This is a genomic window from Paenibacillus dendritiformis, from assembly GCF_945605565.1.
GTDB classification, from domain to species: Bacteria; Bacillota; Bacilli; order Paenibacillales; family Paenibacillaceae; genus Paenibacillus_B; species Paenibacillus_B dendritiformis_A.
In genome coordinates this window covers 981,902-998,560 of sequence record NZ_OX216966.1, presented here as the reverse complement: position 1 = coordinate 998,560, position 16,659 = coordinate 981,902, and the positions used below count along the sequence as shown (strand labels likewise).

At 57.0% G+C, this 16,659-nt stretch carries 15 protein-coding genes; 7 read left to right on the top strand and 8 right to left on the bottom strand.

The genetic code is table 11. The features are described 5' to 3' along the window. Positions 1 to 97: 97 nt before the first annotated feature. The 3 genes from NNL35_RS04450 to NNL35_RS04440 form a co-directional block, all read right to left on the bottom strand. Positions 98 to 403, bottom strand: coding sequence for an MTH1187 family thiamine-binding protein (locus NNL35_RS04450; RefSeq protein WP_006679954.1), 306 nt, complete (start codon positions 401 to 403; stop codon positions 98 to 100). A gap of 75 nt (positions 404 to 478) precedes the next feature. Continuing rightward, positions 479 to 2,116, bottom strand: a complete 1,638-nt coding sequence (locus NNL35_RS04445) for a formate--tetrahydrofolate ligase (protein WP_193372702.1) — start codon at positions 2,114 to 2,116, stop codon at positions 479 to 481. Positions 2,117 to 2,277: 161 nt separating this feature from the next. Further along, a complete protein-coding gene (locus NNL35_RS04440; protein WP_040734502.1) occupies positions 2,278 to 3,720 on the bottom strand; it encodes an aldehyde dehydrogenase family protein in 1,443 nt (480 codons plus the stop codon). 1,089 nt (positions 3,721 to 4,809) lie between these two features. Between NNL35_RS04440 and NNL35_RS04435 the strand changes: the two genes are divergently transcribed. From NNL35_RS04435 to NNL35_RS04425, 3 genes are all read left to right on the top strand, one after another. Beyond that, a complete protein-coding gene (locus NNL35_RS04435) occupies positions 4,810 to 5,334 on the top strand; it encodes a PadR family transcriptional regulator (protein WP_006679957.1) in 525 nt (174 codons plus the stop codon). 120 nt (positions 5,335 to 5,454) lie between these two features. Beyond that, entirely contained in the window at positions 5,455 to 6,168 is a 714-nt protein-coding gene (locus NNL35_RS04430) for an ABC transporter ATP-binding protein (RefSeq protein ID WP_006679958.1), read from the top strand. 40 nt (positions 6,169 to 6,208) lie between these two features. Then, positions 6,209 to 6,697 carry a hypothetical protein gene (locus NNL35_RS04425; RefSeq protein ID WP_006679959.1) on the top strand — a complete coding sequence of 163 codons (489 nt, stop codon included), beginning with the start codon at positions 6,209 to 6,211 and terminating at the stop codon, positions 6,695 to 6,697. Positions 6,698 to 6,720: 23 nt separating this feature from the next. On the opposite strand, the gene NNL35_RS04420 is transcribed toward NNL35_RS04425, so the two are convergent. From NNL35_RS04420 to NNL35_RS04410, 3 genes are all read right to left on the bottom strand, one after another. Further along, positions 6,721 to 8,952: an ATP-dependent helicase gene (locus NNL35_RS04420; RefSeq protein ID WP_006679960.1), complete on the bottom strand. Its 2,232-nt coding sequence runs from the start codon at positions 8,950 to 8,952 to the stop codon at positions 6,721 to 6,723. Positions 8,953 to 9,107: 155 nt separating this feature from the next. Further along, entirely contained in the window at positions 9,108 to 9,263 is a 156-nt protein-coding gene (locus tag NNL35_RS04415; protein ID WP_254552986.1) for a hypothetical protein, read from the bottom strand. 249 nt (positions 9,264 to 9,512) lie between these two features. Further along, a complete protein-coding gene (locus NNL35_RS04410) occupies positions 9,513 to 10,022 on the bottom strand; it encodes a mismatch-specific DNA-glycosylase (protein ID WP_006679962.1) in 510 nt (169 codons plus the stop codon). A gap of 180 nt (positions 10,023 to 10,202) precedes the next feature. Here NNL35_RS04410 and NNL35_RS04405 point away from each other — a divergent pair, with 180 nt between their 5' ends. From NNL35_RS04405 to NNL35_RS04395, 3 genes are all read left to right on the top strand, one after another. Beyond that, complete coding sequence (locus NNL35_RS04405) at positions 10,203 to 11,051, top strand: alpha/beta hydrolase family protein (RefSeq protein ID WP_006679963.1); 849 nt, start codon at positions 10,203 to 10,205, stop codon at positions 11,049 to 11,051. A gap of 169 nt (positions 11,052 to 11,220) precedes the next feature. Then, a complete protein-coding gene (locus NNL35_RS04400; protein ID WP_006679964.1) occupies positions 11,221 to 12,102 on the top strand; it encodes a C40 family peptidase in 882 nt (293 codons plus the stop codon). A gap of 210 nt (positions 12,103 to 12,312) precedes the next feature. Further along, positions 12,313 to 12,996, top strand: a complete 684-nt coding sequence (locus tag NNL35_RS04395; RefSeq protein WP_006679965.1) for a M50 family metallopeptidase — start codon at positions 12,313 to 12,315, stop codon at positions 12,994 to 12,996. A gap of 594 nt (positions 12,997 to 13,590) precedes the next feature. Here the strand turns inward: NNL35_RS04395 and NNL35_RS04390 are convergent. Then, positions 13,591 to 14,793 carry an IS256 family transposase gene (locus tag NNL35_RS04390; RefSeq protein WP_111155816.1) on the bottom strand — a complete coding sequence of 401 codons (1,203 nt, stop codon included), beginning with the start codon at positions 14,791 to 14,793 and terminating at the stop codon, positions 13,591 to 13,593. 117 nt (positions 14,794 to 14,910) lie between these two features. On the opposite strand from NNL35_RS04390, the gene NNL35_RS04385 reads away from it, so the two are divergent. Next, positions 14,911 to 15,084, top strand: coding sequence for a hypothetical protein (locus NNL35_RS04385; protein WP_254552985.1), 174 nt, complete (start codon positions 14,911 to 14,913; stop codon positions 15,082 to 15,084). A gap of 512 nt (positions 15,085 to 15,596) precedes the next feature. Here the strand turns inward: NNL35_RS04385 and hprK are convergent. Beyond that, the gene (hprK, locus tag NNL35_RS04380; RefSeq protein ID WP_006680172.1) at positions 15,597 to 16,502 is read right to left on the bottom strand and encodes an HPr(Ser) kinase/phosphatase; all 906 of its coding nucleotides are present in this window, start codon (positions 16,500 to 16,502) and stop codon (positions 15,597 to 15,599) included. Positions 16,503 to 16,659 lie beyond the last annotated feature (157 nt).

Below are 16,659 nucleotides of genomic sequence, written 5' to 3'. Positions count from 1 at the left end.
TGCCTTAACGCAAAATCGCCTCCCTTCGGTCGTTCAGACCGGGGAGGCGATTGCTGTCTTGCCGCTCCGCAGCAGCGAGACGTTATGGATAATTTTTTTAATGCTCCAGCTTTTCCCGCACGGAAGCCAGCTTCTGCCCGATTGAGCCAGCCTTGTCGCGGCGATCGTCGATTTTGACGACGGTCGATACCCGGGAAGCCCCGCTCTGGAACGGGCTCTCGTGCAATGCGCGGATCGCCTCGAACAATCGATCCAGCGGTCCTTCAATAATCGTCCCCATCGCCGTCAGCTCGTAGACGATGCCGTCGACCTGCTCGATCGCACGCTGCATATCGGCGACGTACGAGCTCAAGCTCGTCGACTCCGTCCCGATAGGAATGACCGTAATCTCTGCCAGCGCCATGGCGCCATCCTCCCTTCGTCTTGCTGTCCTTACCTTACTATCCTTATATCCGTTCTCATGACTCTGCCAATAGGGTTATCCGCTTAGACCGACGACGCCCTGCTCCTCATCGAGGCGGATCCGCTCCGCCGCCGGATGCTTCGGCAAGCCCGGCATCGTCAGCACCTGGCCGGTATGCACGACGAGGAAGCCCGCGCCCGCGGACCAGCGAATGTCGCGCACCTCCAGCGTGAACCCTTCCGGCGCGCCGAGCAGACCCGGCCGATCGCTGAACGAATACGGCGTCTTCGCCATGCAGACCGGGAGCTTCGCCGTATCGAACCGCTTCAGCTCGCGCAGCGCGCGCTTGGCGGCCGGGCTGTAAGCCACCTCGGCCCCGCGGTAAATGCGGGTAACAATCGCTTCGATCTTCTCTTCGATCGGCAGCTCATCCTCGTACAGCAGCCGGAACCGGCCGTTTTCCTGCGCGTCCGCCAGCCGCACGACGGCTTCCGCCAGTGCCGCGCCGCCTTCTCCGCCCTTCGCCCACGCTTCGGAGAGAATCGCCTCTGCCCCGATCTCGCGGCACATCTGCTGAACGGCCTCCAGTTCCTTCTCCGTATCGTTCGCGAACCGATTCACCGCGACGACCACCGGCACGCCGAAGCTCCGCATATTCTCCACGTGGCGGCGCAGGTTGGCAAATCCGGCCGCCAGCGCTTCCGGCGACTCCTGCTCCAACTGATCCTTCGCCAAGCCGCCGTTATACTTCAGGGCGCGCACGGTCGCGACCAGGACGACAACCGACGGCGCCAGCCCGCTCTGGCGGCATTTGATATCCATGAACTTCTCCGCGCCCAGATCGGCGCCGAAGCCGGCCTCGGTCACGACATAGTCGGCGAGCTTCAGCGCATAGCGCGTCGCCCGCACGCTGCTGCAGCCGTGCGCGATGTTGGCGAACGGACCGCCATGCACCAATACCGGATCCCCTTCCACTGTCTGGACCAGGTTCGGATAGATGGCGTCCTTCAGCAGCACGCACATCGCCTCGACGGCTTGCAGCTGCGACGCGGTTACCGGCTCGCCCTCATAGGTATAGGCGACCACCATCCGGCCAAGTCGCGTCCGCATGTCGTCCATATCCTCGGACAGACAGAGCACGGCCATAATCTCCGAAGCCGTCGTAATCATGAAGCCGTCTTCCCGTACGGCACCGTTGCCGTCGCCCAGCCCGGCGACGATATGCCGCAGCGCGCGGTCGTTCATATCGACAGCCCGCTTCCAGACGATGCGTTCCGGCTGGATGCCGAGCGCGTTGCCCTGATACAGATGATTGTCGATCATGGCCGCCAACAGATTATGCGCCGACGTAATCGCGTGAATATCTCCGGTAAAATGAAGATTGATATCCTCCGCCGGCACGATCTGAGCGCTTCCGCTGCCGGTCGCGCCGCCCTTCATCCCCATGCACGGCCCGAGCGACGGCTCGCGCAGCGCCGCCACCGCCTTCCGTCCGATGCGGTTCAGCCCCTGCGTCAGCCCGATCGTCGTCAGCGTCTTCCCCTCACCCGCCGGCGTCGGATTCATCGCCGACACGAGAATCAGCTTGCCGTCGGGCCGATGCGCATTCGCCTCCCATACTTCCTGGCTCAGCTTCGCCTTATACTTGCCGTAGAGCTCAAGCTGCTCCGCCGGCACGCCAATACGGGCTGCAACGTCAACTATTGGTCTCATCATTCGAATAAGCTCCCCCTGACTCCTGTCGATACCTTCATTATACATTTCCGTCCCGGTCCAAGATATTCACAAATCCGTGACAAACCGCAAGCCGTTGAACTGTGTTCCATTCCATTCAGGTTCTAGCATTCGGGCGTCTCGTCCCTTCGAAGTTCTCGTCATGCCGATGGCCAGGTGTTCACGCACACGAACTTTAATTCCGTCATGTCTTGAATCGCGTATTTGACGCCTTCCCGGCCGTAGCCGCTATTCTTGACGCCGCCATACGGCATATGATCGGTGCGGAAGGTCGGGATGTCGTTGATAATGACGCCACCCGCCTCAAGCTGCTGGGCGGCTCGCATCGCATCCGCCAGATTCGCCGTATACATGCCGGCGTTCAGGCCGAAGTCGGAGCGATTCGCCAGCGCAATCGCCTCATCGAGCGAGGCGTAAGGGACAATGGACACGACGGGCGCGAAGGTCTCGCGGCATGAGACGTCCATATCCGGCTTCACGCCGAGCAGCACCGTCGGCATGAAATAACCTCCCTCGCGGCGGCCGCCGCAGGCAATCTCTGCCCCTTGCGCCACGGCCGCGTTCACCCATCCCTCGATGCGCTCCGCTTCGCGCTCGGATATCATGGCGCTGATGTCAGTCGCCTCATCCAGCGGATTACCGGCCTGCAGCTGCTGGGTCCGCGCCACGAACCGCTCGGTGAACTCTTGGCAGATCGACTCGTGCACATAGATGCGCTGGATGGAGATGCAGACTTGTCCGGCGTAGCCGAAGGCCCCCTCCACGCAGCGCGGAATAATCGGCTCCAGCGGCACCCCGGGCTCGACGATGAGCGCCGAATTCGAGCCGAGCTCCAGCGTCGTCTTGCGCAGCCCGGCCTTCGCCTTCAGGCGTGCCCCGACCTCCTCGCTGCCCGTGAACGTAATCTTGCGCACGCGCTCGTCCGTGACGAATTGGTCGCCGATGGCGCGGCCGCTGCCCGTCACAATCTGCAGTGCCCCGTCGGGCAGGCCGGCCTGGCGGAAAATATCTCCCATCGCGAGCGCGCTAAGCGGCGTCTGGGAGGCCGGCTTCAGCACGACGGCATTGCCGGCGGCCAGGGCCGGGCCGAGCTTATGCGCCACCAGATTCGCCGGGAAATTGAACGGCGTAATCGCGGCGACGACACCGAGCGGTTCGCGCAGCGTGAAGCCGAACCGGCCTTCCCCGCCCGGCGCCGCATCCATCGGGATCGTCTCGCCGTAGAGACGCTTTGCCTCTTCTGCCGCGAACCGGTACGTCGTAATCGTCCGCTCCATCTCGGCGCGCGCAGCCCGAATCGGCTTGCCCGCTTCCTGGGCCAACTGCCGGGCCAGCTCCTCCTTGCGCGCGGTCATCTGCTCGACCGCCTTCAGCAAGATATCGGCCCGGGCATGGGCGGGCATCGCCTTCATCTTCGCCGCCGCCCGCTGCGCCCCGGCGACCGCCTCCTCCAGCTCCGCCTCGCCGGCCTGACTGATGCGGGCCAGCAACGCTCCATCATATGGGGCGAACAGCGGTGCAGTCTGCTCCGTCACCCTCCACTCGCCATTAATGAACAATCCGTAGGTCTTAACCTGTGACATCATTATCCCTCTTTCCATGAACATCATCTCTACTCCTCATTATACATCACCCTGTAAGCGGTGGCCGATTCGGCCTCATCTCCGTCTGAATTCGGAAGCCGGAATCAAGCTGCTGTTATGGACCTGCATAATCCAGCAGGAAGTAACAAAAGCCGTGATGTACAGGTATCCCATGCCTTCTCCCCACAGTTCAGGATTACATTGTCTTGTCCAGCTCTTGATTATCACTCTCCCCTTCGTTCAGGATAACTACCTAGACCTTGTCATCAGCCTGCTTTCAGACAGATCTAGCCAAAGCTTGTCCTCACCCTTCGTTCAGGTCATACCAGCTATGATAGTACCTAGCCCTGCTCTACCCGCCGGCTCAGAGATATCAGCCTGCCGAGCCCTTATGAGTACTCTCCCCAACGCTCAGGTCCTATCTATCTGCCGCAGCACATATCCGCAATCCGTACTCTCCCATCGGCTCAGGCTCTCCATAAGCTGAACGGCCTTGATTGCCTCCCCCTTAACTCAGCTTAGGAATGATCACATCTTGCAACTCAGCCAAAAATGATGAGGTCGAAAGCGCATCGATTTTCATTAATGATACACAAGATTAACGTTATAAAATATCGTTCTATGCTCACGGCAATGGATGGGACAGTATATCAGAAATAAATGGAGCAGGCTGTGTAGACAAAAATATGATGATAGGACTGAAGAGTGGAGCGGCGGGCTGATCACAGACATGCCGTGCTTATGCGACCAAATCTGCGCCCTGCGAGAGATGAGCTTTACCGGACTTTATCTTCCAGGAAAAATGCAGTGAGGCTAACTTCCCTGAGCGGTTGGGAGATTGGACAAAAGAGAGCGGGCATATATATTCAATGTATAGAGCAATGTCAGCGCATAGAGCGATGTATATTGTGCATAGGAGAGCTGGAGTCCGATGGGGCGATTGCAACAATGTCATCAAGGGAAGAGAAGCGGATTGACACCAGTCATTCCGCGCCCTATAATTCAGATATCAACCAAATATCCAATGTTGGTTATCCAATATTGTACCAGTCATTATTTCTCGCATAATTAGAAGGGAGCTCACGCATTGTGACCGACTTGATTATTCTCTCCTTACTGCGCCAGCAGCCGATGCACGGCTATGAAATTCAACAGACGATTCAGACCAGTCGCATCGATGTGTGGACGAATGTGCTGTCCGGCTCCATTTATTACGCCTTGAACAAGATGGAGAAAGAGGAGCTGATTCGGACGGAAGCGGAGGAACGGACGGGAGCCCGCCTGCGCAAAATTTATGCCATTACGGAACAGGGTGAGCGGTATTTCAAAGAGAAGGTGCGGGAATCGCTGACCCTTGCGCCCCATTCGGTTAAGTCTGATTTCGTGCTCGGTCTGACCTGGATCGACGAGCTCCCCCGTGAAGAAGCGAAGCCGCTGCTGGAGCAAAACGTGAAGGAGCTGGAAGCAACTCTGGAGCAGTGGAAGCTCGGGAAGGAGATTAAGCGTCAATACGGACTTCCCCCTATCGCGGAAGCTTCGTTCGACAATGCGATCGCGCTGCTGGAGCTGGATATCGCCTATCTCCGCAAAGTCATCGGGCTGATGCAGCAGTAGCCAGGAGCAATCTTGCCATAGCCGTTTCCCCGTATACCGGAGCGAGCGGCTATCCTTTCACCCATATATCCAACATTGTATATAAAACATTGGATAAATAAAAAAGGAGATGATCAGTTCATGACCATGCAGCAAGCGGACATCTTAATCGAAGCGGCGGGGCTCGTCAAAGCATTCGGGCGCCGTACCGTGGTGAACGGCGTGGACGTGACGATTCGGCAGGGGGAGGTGCTTGCCATCATCGGAGCGAATGGAGCCGGGAAGTCGACGACGCTTGATTTGCTGCTTGGCCTGCGGCGGCCGGATCAGGGACAGATCAGCTACTGGACCGCAGATCCCTATCGCCATATCGGCCTGCAGCTGCAGTCGACTCCGTTCTTTCCCGGTTTTAACGCTTTGGAAAATTTGCGTATGTTCGCCGCTTTTTATGGCTGCCGGTTGCCCGACCGCATCCTGATGGAGCATCTGCGGCGCTGCGGACTTAACGAAGCCGCACGGACCGATGCGGCACGGCTGTCCGGCGGCCAACAGAAGCGGCTCGCCATCGCCATAGCGCTTGTGCATCATCCGGCGCTCCTGTTCCTCGATGAGCCGACGGCGGCGCTCGACCCCCGGGCACGGCACGACATCCGGGAATTGATTCATTCCCTCGCAGAGGCCGGGACCTCTATCATCTTCACCTCGCACGATATGGAAGAGGATTATAAGCTCGCGTCGCGCATCATCATGATGAACCGGGGCGTCATTCAGGCTGCCGGGACGCCAGAGGAGCTGCTCGCGGCGCATCAGGCGGACAGTCTGGAGGAGCTGTACCTGCGGCTGACAGAAAGCTGAGCCGTCTGACCGAATCCCTATTAAGGAGGAAATTTTAGCGATGATTACGATTTTCCGTACAACGCTCATCGGGATTTTTCGCGATATTCATATGCTGTTCTGGACCATAGCCTTTCCGCTTGCGTTGTTGGCGGGTCTTGGAATCTATTTCGATAACCCGGCGTCTTCCGAGCGGCTGCTCGCAGGCGTGCTGACGATGAATGTGCTGTTCGGCGCGACAATGGTCACGGCCTTCTATGTGATGGCCCACCGCGATGGACGCTGCCATTCATGCAGGCGGATCGGCCGACCTGGTATGGGAGCCGCTCGCCATCCTGGCCGGATTCACCGTGCTCTGCATGACCATCGCGATATTGACCTTCCGCTGGAATGCCGAGCAGGCCGGGTTGAGGCGGAAGCGGCGCACGCACGCGATGTCCAGCTAGCCCATGTCTTCCGTAGAGGAAGGGGCGACCTCGGCCTGGGCCGACGAATGGTCCGGCGCTCCAGCATACGCGAAGCGCAGGCAGGCCGCCTCCAGCATGCATAGAATTCGCTGGCCCGGCCCGCCCATTATCCACGTGAAGGGATGGCTTCTTCCACCAACGCCAATAGCCCGCGGCTCAGGCAAGTGGAAGCGGACAGCCGCTTCCGCTCGCCGGCGAATTGAATCTCGACAGCCTCTTCGTCCAGGCTGACAATCTCGCCCGGGCCGAAGGACGAATGCTTCACCTTCGTTCCGGCCCCGATCCCGCTCCATGTCCGAATTGCATTCGGGACCATAGGGACCGTTCCTGCCTGCGGTACGGACACGATCGGCGCCGGTGCCGGGCTCGCCGCAGCCGCCGGCTGAAGCTTTTCCACATATGACACGAACCGGGAGCGCTTCGCCTTCTCGCCGCCCCGCTCCCGGTAGGACAACAGTTCAAGATTGGATTTTGCCCGCGTCATGCCCACATAGAACAGCCGGACCGCTTCCTCCATCTCCGCGGTCTCGCCTTTGTCGTAGCTGCGAATGTCCTCCTGTGACGGAATGATGCCTTCCACCAGGTCGATCATGAATACATGCTCGAACTCCAGCCCCTTCGCGCTGTGAAAGGTGGAGAACGTGACCGCGTTAGCGCCCCGGTTCCGCTTGGAGGAAGCCATTATCGCCTCCAGCTGCTTCAAGCGCGCCGCGAAGTCCGGCAGCGTAGCGAGGCCGTCGGCGATATTGTCCAATGTGTTCAATATGCCGACAATATACTCTTTGCGGAAGCCGAGCCGCTCGCATGTTTTCTCGACGGCCTTGTCATAGCCCAGCTTCGTGCGGATGACGCGGATAGCCGCTTGCGGGGTCATCTCCTTCATCCGGGCGAAGGTATCCTTGCTTTCCTGCAGCAGGCTGATCTGGTAGTCCTGCAGCGGCACATGGCGAAGCAGATTGTCGAAGACCGATTCGCCGTTGTGAATGTCCTTCAAGGCCGCCATTTGCTGCTTCGAGATGTAGCCGTTGAACTTGAGATGAATTTTTTCCAAAAGATCAGGCCGCCGATCGGTAAATGCCATCCGCATAAAGTTCAGCACATCCTCGACCACCCAATGTGAGAAGAACCGGCTGTCCCCGTCCCGGATAAAGAACGGAATGCCGGCGCGATCGAACTCATTCATAAGCGCAATCGAAGATGAATTGTTGCGGTAGAGCACAGCCGTGTCGCGCAAATTGGCAATGGCGGACACGCTCTCCGCCACCCTTTTCGCCTGATCCTCGTATTCGGCGACCTCTGTGATGGCAATCGGCCGTTGCGGCGGGTTGGCCGTAAACATCTGCTTGTCATACCGCTGCTTGTTCTGCTTGATGAAGCGGCTGGCCACTTCGACGATATTGCGCGATGAGCGGTAATTCTGCTCCATTTTCAGAAGCTTCGCGTCCGGGTACACTTGCTTGAATTGAAGCAAATAATCCGGCTCTGCGGCCCGCCACGTATAAATGCTCTGATCATCGTCAGCCACGACGCACAGATTCCGGTGCGGCTGCGCCAGCTTGCCGATAATCTCGTGCTGCACGAGCGACGTATCCTGGCTCTCATCGGTCAAAATATAATCATAGCGGGACTGGTACCGCTGCAGCAGCTTCCGGTCCCGGCTGAACGCCTCATGGGCGACCGTCAGCATATCGTCGTAATCAAGCAGGAGCTTGTCCGTTCCCGATCGCTTGAATTGTTCGTACTGCCGCGCGATATGCGCCGCCTTCGGTACGCTGCAAGGGACGAGCTCCCATTGATCCGGAGGGAGCAATTTATTTTTGACGAAGCTGATGTAGGTCGTTAATTCATCCATCTGATCATCGGCGATATGTTCTCCTGCGATCGTCTTGTACAGTTCGCGGAGAATGAGCTTTTTGTGAAGAGCCGGCATTCCCATGGGGGCTTCTTCCCGGTTCTCCAGGTCGACATCCCCTTCAATGATCTGGAAATCGGTGCGAGCATTCCGGAGATGCTCGCGCGTGACCGCGAATGCCAGACTGTGAATCGTCGAGAAATCGACCCCGCGGACCGGCAGCTCGGGACAGAGCCGCGCGAACCGATCCCTCATGTCTCCCGCAGACGCCCTGCTGAAGGTGATCGCTTTAATGCGGGACGGATCCGCCTTCTTTTCCACGATCAGGTACCCGATCTTCATGACAATCGTCGTCGTCTTCCCCGATCCGGGAGAGGCCAGCAGCAGCATTGGCCCGTCGGTATGAAGGACCGCCTCTGTCTGTACCACATTGAGAACGATGCCCTCTCGCTGCTTGCGTGCCAAGAACACTTCCTTTTCTTGCATGGACATACTATCCTTTCGTTGTTGCCTGTTGCTGCTCTCGGTTCAAGCCCGATGTTCTCCATTGTACATGTTATCCTCCCATGAAAAAAAGAGCCCGGGCATCCGGACTCTTCGCTATATGGCACGCCCTAGGGCTGCAAATAAGCGGGAGGGGGTTACGATTGACGGTTCATCTCATAATTGTTCTGATGCATTTCCTTAATGAGATGCTGCAAAAAGTGCTGCTCCTGCTGGCTTAGTCCGTGCTGGTTCTCTAGAAGAAGATACTGTTGAATATTGCGGCGCAGCAATTCATTTTTGCGTTCCAACATATGCTCGTTACTCAAAAATTGTCACTCCCTGCTTGATTGGATTTACGCATTCCTAATCGATGCGTAAACGGCTTCTGTAAGTATAACGGATAAGGGCCTGTAGTTGAAAACGTCCTGAAAACGCCTCAGCACGCCTCTCACGACCGGAGTCGCGCTGCTTGAAGCCTGAGCGCTTCCGCTTACAGTTATCCTCCGTCATGCTCGAAAATTCAGCCCTCTGGGCATTCCGTCCAGAGCCCCTGCGGCGGTTCACTCCCCGTCTTGCTGCCGGGCCAACTGCGCATAGATGTCAACAATCTCCTCCAGCTTCATCCGCACTAGACCGCTTGATGACGGCGCCACGAAATCGCGCACGCCCTCTACGACCTGCTCCTCCTGGAATCCCCATCCCACTCCTCTCCGCCCGCTGTACGCTTCATAGACGCCTTTGCCTACGAAGCATACGGTCTGCGGACGGTACGTCTCGATTTTGCGGCGCAGCAGCTGGCGCCCCTCCGCATATTCGGCCGCCGTGATGTCCGCCGCCGTCGGAGTCGGCCGAGCGACAATGTTGGTGAAGCCGTAGCCCAGCTTAAGCAATTCCCCGTCCTCCTCGGCCCGGTACAACCGCGGGGTCAAGCCGGCCCGGTACAGGATCGTCCAGAAGCGGTTGCGCGGATTGGCGTAATGATGGCCCGTCTCTCCCGAGCGCGGGCTTGGATTGAAGCCGACGAACAGCACATCGAGCCCCCTGGCGAGATGATCGGGTATCGGATTCATAAGTACCGCCTCCTGTTCTTGTTCTGCACATGGGAACTATACATAATTAATGGGATTAATAGTAAATGACAGCAATGAACGATTGCTGGTTCCCGGGTCAATCCTATGATTATAATACCTATGAATGGCATTAAATAAAACGCGGCCAAGACACATATCCAACGACGGGAGGATTCGCCCATGCTGCTGCATCTTACCTACCTGTCCGGCGGCCACAAGGTCACCGGATATTTGAGCCTGCCGCCCGGATACCGCTTGGATCCGGAACGGCTGGGGCTCTGGCTTCGCGGCCACTATGTGTGCCCGGAGCTGCCGCGCCCGACGGAAACGGCCTGCGGGTGGCCGCCGGAACGCCGGGACATGTCGGCGGGACGCTGGCCGGTCCTTCTCTATTGCCGCGGCGGAATGGGCAAGTTCGGCCGCGTGCGGACGCATTGGCTGGAGCAGTTCTCCAGCCATGGATATATCGTCTTCGCCCCGTGCTACCGCGGCAATGAAGGGGGCGAAGGCCGGGACGAATTCGGAGGCGCAGATACGGAGGACGTCCGCGCAGCCTGGCGGATGCTCGCTCAACTGCCGTTCGTCGATGCGCGGCGCATCTCCGTCATGGGCTTCTCCCGCGGAGCCATCAACGCGGCCAGGACGGCGGCAAGCGCCCCCGGCATCCATCGCCTCATCCTATGGAGCGGCGTATCGGATCTGGCGCAGACGTACGAGGAACGCGTCGACCTGCGGCGCATGCTCAAGCGCGTCCTTGGAGGGACGCCCGCCCGGCAGGAAGCGGCGTTCCGCCTTCGCTCCCCGATCCATCTGGCGGAGCAGATCGGCTGTCCCGTCCTGCTTATCCACGGGACGGAGGATGTGCAGGTTCCTTATGCTCATGCCGTCCGGATGCGGGACAGGCTGGCATCGCTCGGCAAGGAGACGGACCTGCACACTTATGCCGGGGAAGGTCATTTATTCCCGCCCGAGAAGCACCGCGAAGCCGTCCAGCGAATGTTCCGCTGGATAGAAGCGATGGAGCGCTGACTTCGGCGCGCTGTCATACATAACCAGCCCGCTCCCGGCGCACACTGCAAGTAGAAGCGTCTTCGCCTCTCTCCAAGAGAGGAAAGCGCTGCTGCGAGAAATATAAGCCAAGTATAGACCGAATCGGATACTTCTTATATTTTATCAAAACGAATGAGGTGAATTCGCCATGGGTTACTCCGGCGTTCGTTTTTGGCTGCTGTGCTGCGCCGCATCATTGCTATGGATCACGGTATCCTGCGCAAGGCCGAATCCGATTGAACCGCCCAGTCCGACGAGCACGGCGCTTCTGGACGGATCGCATATCGATTCGAGGGGCAGCCGGCTGATTCCGCTGCGCGAAGCCGCGCATGCGCTCGGATTGCGGATGGAGGATCGCGACCAAGTCGTGCGCATGGGCTATACCGATGTGATCTATGAGTTGTATCCGGGACGCCCCGATGCGCTTGCTTCCGGCCAGCCAGTCACGCTGCCGCAAGCGCCCGTCCGCCTCAAGGGAGATCCGTTCGCCACCGTCGAATCCCTGTCCCTGCTGCTCCAGGCTCCGGTGCAATGGAATCCGGAACGGCAGACCGTTGATATCGGGGCGATCCGGAATGCAGGGCAGACGCCGCCCGCCGGCGGCATCTCGGCGCACGGGCTCCATATAGCCGGCACGGAGGTGGATGCCCAGGCCTTGATTCAATACGCGAAATCATTCCTGGGGGTCCCGTACCAATTCGGTGCCGATCCTTATGAAGAATCCAAGAAGTTCGACTGCTCCTCCTTCACCCAGCATGTGTTCGCCCATTATGGAGTCCAGCTCCCGCGCGCGGCCCAGGAGCAAGCCAAGCAGGGCTCCCCTGTCACCCGGGATAATCTCAAACCGGGAGATCTGATCTTCTTCACCGTTCCCGGACGGTTCGAGAACGACCGGATTCCGGGACATGTCGGCATCTATATCGGCGATGGCAAATTCATTCATACGTGGAGTGACCCGGGCGTCCAGATCAGTGACGTGGACGGTGGACACTGGGGTTCCGTGCGTCTGTCGATGCGCCGGGTCATCTAACGGAGGGTCTGATCGCATGGCCATTCCGAACGGCGGATAGGCCGTTCTCAGCCAAGAGCTGCGGAAAGCGAATGAAGAATAGGATGGGAATCTCCGCCCGGATCACGATATAATGGATGAGATAATCCGGTGAGATGGAGGAGAAGCAGCCAGACACCACTGCCGCTTCCCGCACCCCGGATTGACCTGAAGCCAAATGGGGGAGCGACGATGAAGCATTGGGGAAAAACCGTCGTATTTCTGGTAGTGGCCGCCGTCTTGACGCGGGTCATTCCGTTTTCTTCTTTCTTTCGCAATGTAGATACGCTCGTGCATGAGTTCGGTCACGCCATAGTCACCCTGCTCGTGTCCGGCAAAGTATTGTATATTCACTTATTCGCCGATCATAGCGGAGTCACGTACTCTTCCGCGGCAGCCCATTCGTGGCGCTTCATTCTTATCGCGCTCGCCGGCTATACCGTCTCGACGGTGTTCGCGGTCCTGCTGTTCTACGGGTATGCCCGCGGCAAGCAGCAGACCGGCTTGACGGCCATTCTCGTCGTGACGGCCATCAGCCTGCTCTTCTTCGTGCGCAACGGCTACGGCGTCATGTGGTGCATCGGCTTCCTGCTCTTGACCGCCGCGATCTGCTTCTGCCCATGGCCGTGGCTGCGGCAAGGCTATTACTTGCTGGTCGCCTTCATCGCCCTGGTGGAGTCGGTCCTGGGCCCCGTATTCTTGCTCATCCTGGCCGTCCAGAATCCGGGCCAGGCCGGAGATGCCGCCAATCTGGCGCGGCTGACCCCGGTTCCGGCCGCCTTGTGGGCGCTCCTGTTCACGGCGGTCGCCCTGATCGGAGCGAGGGAATGCCTGCGGCTCTTCCTTCATCCGAGGAAGAGTCCCCGCTCCCGGTAACGGCGCCTCCGGGCCCATGCAGCCCTGACGAGATTCGCCGCCAATGAACGGCTAAGCGTTATGGGTGAAGCGCATTGCTGCCGGGAACTGTATAGAAGGAAGGAACTGTCCCATAGGTATTGAAGCATGATGCAGGGCAAGAATGGATAACAGAGCATGCAGAGGCGGGCAAGGCGGTAGCGGGACTAGCGGCGGAAGATGGTTGAGGCAGCGAATCCTGCCTTTGTGCAGGAATTTGTGCTATTTCAGCCGCTACCTGTCCATTTACCTAATCAAAACTTGGCACTCAAAGCGTTTTAAGACGATTTTTCTACTGAGAGAAGAGATCCACCATATAAAAAACGAAGTGGGGAAAATTCCCACAGACTTCTCAACGGCCTGATTTTACGGGATCCAAGAGATCGCGTCGGATCCTGGGGGTATCATCGCCTCCAGGAGGTATCATCGCCTCGTTGCCTTCAGGAGGCATCGTTGCCTCTCAGGGCTTGAACGTGTGGAGGTATTGCTGCTATTTTACAGGAATTTCGGCTCAATGAGGTCAAGTCCAAATTTATGTGTAAATTCCTCAATGAGATTGCCAGAGCAAAAAGATGCCTAAGCTGCAGGCTTGTTTAGCTTCTTCCTCCACTCATGGTACTCTTTCATCTCGATATACTTTTTCCCAGCAGACCACTTTTCGTCCTGCTCAATCAACAAGGCTCCAAAAAGACGAAGGACAGAGGCTCGGTTGGGAAAAATGCGAATGACGCGTTCTCGCCGCCGCAACTCGCCATTTAGACGTTCTACGGCATTTGTGGTGCGCGTACGTATCCGACAGGCAGCCGGAAGTGCCAAGATCGCTGTCGCATCGTCAAAGCCCTCTTCCAAGACCCTCATGGCTTTTGGAGCTTTATCTTCAAATGCTTCTTGTGTCCGTTTCAGCAGTGTACGGGCACTGGTCTCGTCCGCAGCTTCGTAGATGGCCCTTACATGGGCCTTCAATTCATCACGGCATGATTTAGGAGCAGCGTCCAGAATATTACGCATAAAGTGGGTTTGACACCGTTGCCAGGTTACGCCTTGGAAATGTTGCCGAATCGCACTAACCAAACCACCGTGATGGTCGCTTGTAATGACATCAACACCGTGCAACCCGCGACTTTTGAGGTGCGTAAAGAAAGCCCCCCACGTTGCTGCTGACTCGGTATCATCTACGGTAAGTCCAAGCAGTTCCCGATAGCCCTCCGCATTAATCCCTGTGGCAATCATCACGCCACGTGAGCGCACACGGCCGTCTTCCCGGACTTTGACGTACAGGGCGTCGACAATAAGAAAGGGGTAGGCCTTGTCCAGTTTTCGGTTATTCCACTCCTCTACAAGGGGATCCAGTTGCTTGCAGAGTTCACTAACGGTCGATTTGGAGAACTCCGTTCCGCACAGTTCTTCGGTGATATTGCTTACTTTTCGCGTTGACACACCATTAAGTACCATCTCCATCATGGCTAAGACAAGGGCCTGCTCGCTTCGTTGGTAACGAGCAAAGAGTTCCGTAGAGAACTGACCGTTGCGGAAACGCGGTACTTGCAGGGTTAATTGACCCACCCGTGTTGTCAGCCGATGAGGGTACGTTCCATTACGGTAACCTGCACGCTCTTCTGAGCGCTCGTAGTGTCCTGCCTTCAACTGTTCCGTTGCCTGCGCCTGCAAAACTTGATTCAAGATAGATTCTAATAAGGTCGCTATCCCCTCATCTCTTGATTCGGATAAAAACAGTTGATGCAAAAGTTGTGAATCTAGGGTAATCTGGTATTGAGTCATAGCTAGATCCTCCTTTGGAATGTTGTCTCGACAACCTCATTCTATACGAGGATCCTTGCTATGGCTCTTCTTTTTTTGCCATCTGCTTTTTACACAATTATATGGACTTAGCTCTCAATGAGTCCACATCCCGAGGAATTGCTGCAAATCTACATCATTTATGGCCCTTTTGCTTCAAGTCGAAGCGACACGGGTGAAAATCCTGGAGTTTTGCAGGATTCCCTTTCTGGTAAAGTCGTCCATATCGAATTGCTGTATTTGCGCAGGATTTGGATTTCGCTTGCCGAATAGGTGTTGAAATCGTGCAGTTTTGCAGACTTCGCTTACCGAAATAGAAGTGTCTGGAGAAATCGTGTAGTTTTGCGGATTTCGCCTACCGGATAGACGTGTCTAGGGAAATGGTGCAGTTTTCAGGTCGTTGGAAAACCCCTGTTTTTTAGGAAGGGGTGGAGATTGTCCATTTTCCTACTCAAAACTTGGCACGCATAGCGTTTTAAATCGATTTTTTCTACGGAGAGACGAGATCCACCATATAAAAAATGAAGTGCAAAAAAATCCCTTGGACTTTCTCAACAGCCTGCAAAAGTGCATCCTTTTTGCCGATTTTCACTTTCAATCCAATGGCAGGACTGAATTTCATGTAGATTTGCAGGAATGTCGGTAACGGAGTAGACGTCAGCATAGAAAAGTGTATTTTCGCAGTTTCGTCGGCAAGTCGAGCTGTGAGAAGCAGGGAAGGGCTATGGGGGCTGTCTCAATGCAGCTAAAAACTACTTTTGGGACAGCCCCTCTTCGTATCCCGCTTACATGTTCAGCCGCGAGATGAATTCCTCCGCGGCGCTGTATCCCTGCTGCTGCAAATAATAGTTGTTGGCGGCCGCCTCGACGAGGCTGGCGACATCCCGCCCGGGCTGAAGCTGAATCTGGACGGTCGGAACCTTGACGTCCATATATTCTGTGAACCGGGGCTCCAGCTCCAGCTCGTTGTTGAGCTCGTTGTCCTTCCATTTCGTCAGCTCGATGTCGAGCACGATGCGGGTCTCTTCCTGGAAGGCGCTGCGGCCGTAGATGCGGGCCACGTTAATGAGTCCGATGCTGCGCAAAGCCAGAAATTCGCGCGTCTTGCCATCATGGGAGCCGATCAGCGTCTCCGGATTCATCTTGCGCAGGACGACCGCGTCATCCGAGACGAGGCGATGCCCCCGGCGGATGAGCGTCAGCGCCGTCTCGCTCTTGCCGATGCCCGACTTGCCGCGCAGCAGGATGCCGATGCCCGCCACGTTCATGCATACGCCATGCACCTGAATCTCGGGCGCCAGCATTTTCGTCACATAAGAATCAACCAGTCCGATGAACTTCGATGTCGTCATGGAGGTTCGGAGCAGCGGAATGTCTTCCCGCCGGCAATGATCGATCAAGTACGTAAGCCCTTCCTGATCCCGAGTAACGACGAAGCAAGGAGGATGGTATTTCACGACGTTTCTGATCCGGGCATCGCGCTCTTCCTCGGTCAATGTATGAAGGTACCCAATCTCCTTCAATCCAAGCACTTGAATGCGTTCCTGCGGGAAAAATTCATAGTACCCGGCGAATTCAAGTCCCGGACGGTGCACGCGTGTCTTGGAAACGGTGCGGTTCAGGCGGTTCTCCCCCGTCAGCACTTCAAGCTTGAACTTCTCCACGAGCTGTTGAATCATGACCGTTTTCATCTCATCACCTCATCGGATCCAATGTTCCTTATATTCTAACAAAAAGGAGAGCGAAAAACCCATCCATAGTGAAATTTTTCACTAATTTATTTAACAAAAGAATAAAGCCGTGAATCCCGGCAGGACCACGGCTTCGTTCCTCGGCTTCACTCCGCGG

Coding starts and splice junctions, on each gene's coding strand:
- NNL35_RS04420 (WP_006679960.1), bottom strand. CDS start 8,952: ATGCAAGAAAAGGAAGTGTTCTTGGCACGCAAGCAGCGAGAGGGCATC.
- NNL35_RS04390 (WP_111155816.1), bottom strand. CDS start 14,793: ATGACTCAATACCAGATTACCCTAGATTCACAACTTTTGCATCAACTG.
- NNL35_RS04385 (WP_254552985.1), top strand. CDS start 14,911: ATGAGTCCACATCCCGAGGAATTGCTGCAAATCTACATCATTTATGGC.
- NNL35_RS04430 (WP_006679958.1), top strand. CDS start 5,455: ATGACCATGCAGCAAGCGGACATCTTAATCGAAGCGGCGGGGCTCGTC.
- NNL35_RS04395 (WP_006679965.1), top strand. CDS start 12,313: ATGAAGCATTGGGGAAAAACCGTCGTATTTCTGGTAGTGGCCGCCGTC.
- NNL35_RS04415 (WP_254552986.1), bottom strand. CDS start 9,263: ATGTTGGAACGCAAAAATGAATTGCTGCGCCGCAATATTCAACAGTAT.
- NNL35_RS04410 (WP_006679962.1), bottom strand. CDS start 10,022: ATGAATCCGATACCCGATCATCTCGCCAGGGGGCTCGATGTGCTGTTC.
- NNL35_RS04440 (WP_040734502.1), bottom strand. CDS start 3,720: ATGTCACAGGTTAAGACCTACGGATTGTTCATTAATGGCGAGTGGAGG.
- hprK (WP_006680172.1), bottom strand. CDS start 16,502: ATGAAAACGGTCATGATTCAACAGCTCGTGGAGAAGTTCAAGCTTGAA.
- NNL35_RS04445 (WP_193372702.1), bottom strand. CDS start 2,116: ATGAGACCAATAGTTGACGTTGCAGCCCGTATTGGCGTGCCGGCGGAG.
- NNL35_RS04425 (WP_006679959.1), top strand. CDS start 6,209: ATGATTACGATTTTCCGTACAACGCTCATCGGGATTTTTCGCGATATT.
- NNL35_RS04400 (WP_006679964.1), top strand. CDS start 11,221: ATGGGTTACTCCGGCGTTCGTTTTTGGCTGCTGTGCTGCGCCGCATCA.
- NNL35_RS04405 (WP_006679963.1), top strand. CDS start 10,203: ATGCTGCTGCATCTTACCTACCTGTCCGGCGGCCACAAGGTCACCGGA.
- NNL35_RS04450 (WP_006679954.1), bottom strand. CDS start 403: ATGGCGCTGGCAGAGATTACGGTCATTCCTATCGGGACGGAGTCGACG.